Genomic DNA, 6,609 nt, shown 5'->3' with positions numbered 1-6,609 from the left:
CTGGTTGGTTATGTAGTTTTGGAAGATGAATTAGACAAAGAGAGGTTACAAAACCAATTAAAACTAAGCTTGCCTGAGTATATGGTTCCTATGATTTGGATTCAATTGGAGAGCTTCCCTTTAACCACTAATGGAAAGTTAAACAAAAGATTATTACCAGATCCTGATAATTCAGATTTATCCAGTAGAGAATATGTGGCACCTCGTAACGAAACCGAAGTGGAGTTAGCAGAAATATGGCAAGAATTATTAGGGATTGATAAGGTAGGAATTTATGATAATTTCTTTGAATTGGGAGGTCATAGTTTATTGGCTACTCGTTTGGTTTCGATGATCCGAAAGGAGTTACATATAGAGATTTCTATTAGAGAAATATTTGAACATACAACAATTGTAGAGTTATCATCTCTTATTGAATTTTTTGAACAAGATTTTAATGATGATCAGGAAGGTAAAGAAAACTACAATATAACTATTGAAATATAATTTTTAAACATGAACGTAGAAGTTTTAAGTATTTTAAAAGAAGCTTATAATAAAAAAGTTAAAATAGGAGTAAATGAGGGTAGCTTAACAATTAAATCAGCTGCTATTATTGATGCCGATTTATTACAAAAAATAAAAGATAATAAAATTCATATAGTTGAATATATTGAGGGACGTCAAGTAAAAAACAGAAAAAATACTTTATCAAAAGTTACTCCTTATAATCGAGATTCTATCACACAGATTCCTTTATCGTTTAGTCAGGAACGACTATGGTTTTTGGATCAGTTACAAGGAAGTACAGAATATCACATTCCTATAGTCCTTCGTTTAGAAGGAGCATTAGAAGTATTGATACTAGAACAAACCTTACGGGAAATTATATCTCGCCATGAGGTTTTACGCAGTATGCTTCTATCAGAAGGCGGAATCGGTTATCAGGAAATTATCAGCGCCGAGGACTGGTCATTGGATAGCGCCATTGTATCAGATGATTTATCATTGGAAAATACTATAGCAGACTATGTGAATAAACCTTTTGATTTATCAAAAGATTACAAGCTGCGAGCGTGTTTGTATACGTTAGGGAATGAGCAGTATGTTTTGGCTTGTGTTTTCCATCATATTGCCAGTGATGGGTGGTCAGAAGGAATCTTGATCCATGAGTTTATGGAATTGTACAGTGCGTTGCAATCCAACAAAACTCCTGAATTACCGGAGCTTAGCTTACAATACGCAGATTATGCTATTTGGCAGCGCAAGTATTTAGAAGGCGAGATTTTAGGGAATCAGTTATCCTATTGGGAAGAAAAATTAAAAGGTGTTAGCACCTTGTCTTTGCCAACGGATTATGTTCGTCCTTCTGTGCAGAGCAATGAAGGCGCTAGTGTTTCGTTAGAATTAGGAAAAGAGCTGAGAGACTCATTAAGTTCTATCTGTCAACAAGAGGGAGTTACGCTTTTTATGTTATTGTTATCAGCCTTTAAGGTATTGTTATCCCGTTATAGTGGGCAGGATGATATTTGTGTAGGAACACCAATTGCGAATCGTACCCAATCAGAATTAGAAGGAATGATTGGCTTTTTTGTCAACACTTTAGCACTTCGCAGTGATTTAAGTGGCAACCCGAGTTTCAGAGATTTATTGTCAAGAGTAAAACAGACAACGTTAGAGGGTTATGACTATCAGCTGACACCTTTTGAAAAAGTAGTAGATCGTGTGATTACAACTCGAGATATGAGTATGACACCATTGTTTCAGGTGTTATTTGTATTACAGAACGCATCTAATATATTTGGAGAAGATAGGGAAACCTTAGAAGGTGTTACGTTATCAGGATATGAGTTTGAGACGGTTACTTCTAAATTTGATTTAGTATTAAATGCTTCTGAAAGTGGTGATCATATTTCACTCAACATAGTATATTGTACCGCTTTATTTGATAAGGCAACAATAGATAGAATGCTGGTGCATTATCAAGAGCTGCTGGCTAGTATTGTAAGCAATATCACGCAACCGATAAGCAATTTATCTATGCTTACAACAAAAGAAGAGTATCAATTATTATATGAATTTAATGATACAAATGCTATATACCCTAAAGATAAGACTCTAATAGATTTATTCACAGAACAGGTTAAGCAAACACCAGATGCTATAGCAGTAGTTTATGAAGATGAGAAAATAAATTATAAGGAGTTAGATCAACGCTCAAACCAATTGGCATACTATTTATTATCTATTAATGATATAAGTGGAAGTAGTCAAATTGGAGTTGTTTTAGATCGCAGTGATTGGATAATTGTTTCATTTTTAGCAATATTAAAAATAGGAGCAACTTATGTTCCAATAGATCCTAACCACCCAGAAGAAAGAAAAGAATATATAAAGAAAGATAGTAACTGTTCTGTCATCGTAGATGATTTATTACTGGAAATATTCAAAAAGGATCGTTCTAGATATCCTAATAATTTACCTAAAATTGTTGTAGGACCTACTGATTTAGCATATATAATTTATACATCAGGTAGTACAGGGAAACCGAAAGGGGTAATGATTGAACATAGAAGTATCGTAAATACAATACTATCTCAAATTTCTGTTTTTTCAATTACCAATAAAGATACCTGTCTACAATTTGCAAGTATTTCATTTGATGCCTCTATTTGGGAGATTTGTATTTCCCTTTTGAGTGGTAGTCGTTTATGTATCATAAAAGAAGAAGTAAAATCAGACATTATCTCTTTTAGAAACTTTATAGCAAATAATGCAATTACTTTTGCAACGTTACCACCAGCATTTTTACAATTATTGTCGGTTGAAGATATAAAAAGTATTACCACTCTAGTTACTGCGGGAGAGTCAATACCTTTAGAATTAGCGAAGACATTTTCTCAGCATTACAATTACGTTAATGCCTATGGTCCTACAGAAGCAAGTATTTGTTCTACAACTTTCCAAGGAGATATAAAAAATATTGTATCCATTGGAAAACCTATTGATAATACTCAGGTGTATGTTATGAGCGAGGAAAATAATCTTTTGCCTGTTGGAGTAGTTGGTGAGTTATGTGTTGGAGGAGCAGGTATAGCGCGAGGTTATTTAAATCTTGAACAATTAACCCAAGAAAAGTTTATAAACAATCCTTTTATAGAAGGAGGCCGAATTTATAAAACAGGAGATTTAGCACGCTGGTTACCAGATGGTAATCTTGAGTATTTAGGTAGAAAAGATGATCAGGTTAAGATTCGAGGATACCGTATTGAATTAGGAGAAATTGAAAATGTATTATCAGTATTATCAGGGGTTAGACAGTGTTGTGTTTTGGCCAAAGAAGATGTAAATAAAACTAAGCGTTTGGTAGGTTATGTGGTTATGGAAGGTATATTAGATAAAGAAATGCTGCAAGAACAATTAAAGCTGCATTTGCCTGAATATATGATTCCTATGATTTGGGTATCAATAGAAAAGATGCCAATAACCACTAATGGAAAATTAGATAAAAAGTCATTACCAGATCCAGAGAACTCAGAGTTGTCAACCAGTAAATATATTGCTCCTCGTAACGAAACAGAGAATCAATTAGTAAATATCTGGCAGGGACTATTGGGTATAGAAAATATAGGAATCCATGATAATTTCTTTGAGCTCGGGGGACATAGTTTATTAGTTGTTCAATTAATATCTCGCTTGCAAGCGCTGGATTTTCATATAAAAGTCAATGATGTTTTTGCTGGACCTACGATAGCTTCCATCAGTGATAAATTATCTTCCACATCTTTAGTTTATAGTATTCCACCTAATGGAATTAAAAATACAAGTGACCGTATTATTCCATCAATGGTGCCATTATTGGTTGATTTTAATCAAAATGATTTAGATAAAATAGTGACAATGGTTCCGGGTGGTGTTTCAAATATTGAAGACATCTATCCATTATCTCCCTTGCAAGCAGGAATTCATTTTCATAATTTAATGAGCAATCCTGCCCAGGGAGACCTCTACATTGTTCCAACTTTGCTTTCATTTTCTGATTCAGCAAAGCGAGTAGCTTTTATCGAGGCATTACAATTTGTAGTGAACCGTCATGATGTTTTACGTACTTGTTTTCTAAGTGATGGTTTACCTAATGCTGTTCAAGTAGTATTGCGAGAAGCAAAATTAGTATTAGATGATTTAGATTTAGAGGAGTCCAAAGCTATTTTGCCACAATTGGAATTGCTAATAGCTTCTGGTAGTCATTGGATGGACATTTCAAAAGCTCCATTATTAGAATTGAAATCGGCTGATGATCCAATTAATGGATGTTACTACTTAATAATATATCAACATCATTTAATAATGGATCATGTTGGTTTAGAAGTTATTACAGAAGAAATAATGTTGTATCTATCAGGAGAAAGTACAAATCTTCCAACGCCTGTTTTATACCGGAACTTTATTAGCCACACGTTATATGCACAATCAATCAATGACGGAGAATCTTACTTTAAATCTTTATTTGACGGAATAGAAGAACCAACCTATCCATTTAATCTATCCAATATTTTAGGTGATGGTACAGGTATCGAAGAGTCCACTAGTATGCTCTCTCAAGATATAAGTTCATCATTGCGTAATACCTGTATTAATCTTAGTATGAGTCCTGCAGTATTATTTCATGCTGCTTTTGGTTTAGTTATAGCTAGATGCAGTAATAAAGAGTATGCTATTTTTGGATCTTTATTTTCAGGGCGTTTGCAAGGCTCTATTGGTGCCGCTGATTCTTTAGGTTTATTTATTAATACACTTCCTGTTGCGTTGAAATTAAAAGGAAGTGTTAAAGAATATTTACAGGAAGTCAAGGTAAGATTAGAAGAGTTATTATCCTACGAACAAACACCTTTATCTGACATTCATCATTGGAGTAATATCTCCAATGAGACGGCTTTATTCAGTGCTTTATTAAACTATCGTCATTCCTCATTATCTTCATCTGAAGAAAATAATGCTAGAGATATTGATTTAGGAATAACGCTTATTGGAAGTCATGAAAGAACAAATTATCCATTTAATCTAAGTATAGATGATTTTGGTGTTGATTTTGGATTAAAAGTATTAGTAGATGAAAATCTAAATGCTGATCGCATACTTGCATATATAGAGCAAGCATTAATTCAGCTCATAGAAGGAGTAACAAGTGAAGAAGAAGTAAATGTTGATGCTTTAAATATATTACAAAGAGAAGAAAAACATCAACTATTAGATGTTTTTAATAATACACAAATATCCTACCCTTTAAATAAGTCTCTAATACATTTATTTGAAGAACAAGTTGATCGTACTCCGGATGCTATAGCTATAGTTTATAGAGAAAAAGAATTAAGTTACAGCGCGTTAAGTAAATGCTCAAATCAATTGGCACATTACTTATTATCTAATATTAAAAGTAATGTAGATAATTTGATTGGAGTAACTTTAGATCGCAGTGACTGGTCAATTATTTCGTTTTTAGCAATATTAAAAACGGGTTCGGCTTATGTGCCAATAGACCCTAATTATCCCGAAGAAAGAAAAAAATATATTAAAAAAGATAGTAACTGTAGTATTATCATAGATACACTATTCTTAGATTCTTTCAAAGAGGGCATTTCTAAATATCCTGATAGTTTACCTGAAATAGTTTTGAAAGCAGATGATTTAGCATATGTTATTTATACATCAGGAACAACAGGAAAGCCCAAAGGAGTAATGGTGGAGCATAGGTCAGTTATAAATTTATGCTTTAACATAATCAATACTTTTGAGATCAATCAATTCACGATATGCTCTCAGCTAATTTCTGTATCATTTGATGCGTCTGTTTCTGAAATCTATCCATCTTTAATTTCAGGAAGCAGTTTACATATAATTGATGATGAGATTAAAAATGGAGCTACAGTTGTCGATTATATTAAAATTAATGAAATAAACCATCTAACAATACCTTCAGATCTTTTTGGACAGTTTGTATGGGAAGAATTGCCAGCTCTGAAAAGCGTTCATATTGGAGGTGGAGTTTCATCATATAATACACTAAAGGAATGGAGTAATACACAACTATTAGTCAATGGATATGGTCCTACAGAGTGTACTGTATGTGCTACAATGCATGATTTTAAAGAAGGAGATTTAAATACTAATATAGGCAAACCTCTAAACAATACGAATATTTATATTCTTGATCCTTCGAATATTTTATTGCCTATAGGAGTAATTGGCGAATTATATATTGGGGGATCTGGAGTAGCCCGAGGTTATTTAAACCTAGAAGAATTAACTCAAGAAAAGTTTATAGCGAATCCATTTAAAGAAGGGGAACGAATTTATAAGACAGGCGATTTAGCGCGTTGGTTACCGGATGGCAATATTGAGTTTGTCGGCAGGAAAGACGATCAGGTTAAAATCCGTGGTTATCGAATTGAGTTGGGAGAAATAGAGAATGTATTATCTTCTTTACCGGGAGTAACCCAATGTTGTGTACTGGCTAAGGAAGATGCAGGTGGAAACAAGCGTCTGGTCGGTTATGTGGTTTTGGAAGACGCATTAGACAAAGGGAGATTACAAGAACAATTAAAACTAAGTCTGCCAGAGTATATGGTTCCT

General features: G+C 33.5%; 2 protein-coding genes. Both read left to right on the top strand.

All coding sequences use genetic code 11. From position 1 onward, the window contains the following. On the top strand, nucleotides 1–486 hold a 486-nt coding region (locus tag BM024_RS13545; protein WP_143077791.1), incomplete at its 5' end, for a phosphopantetheine-binding protein. Between the two features lie 9 nt (nucleotides 487–495). Continuing rightward, a partial coding sequence (locus BM024_RS13540; RefSeq protein ID WP_143077790.1) for a non-ribosomal peptide synthetase occupies nucleotides 496–6,609 on the top strand: 6,114 nt, incomplete at its 3' end.

It is taken from the genome of Myroides guanonis (assembly GCF_900114085.1).
Lineage (GTDB): Bacteria > Bacteroidota > Bacteroidia > Flavobacteriales > Flavobacteriaceae > Flavobacterium > Flavobacterium guanonis.
Note: the sequence above shows the minus strand (reverse complement) of the source record. Positions and strands in the feature narration are given on the sequence as shown.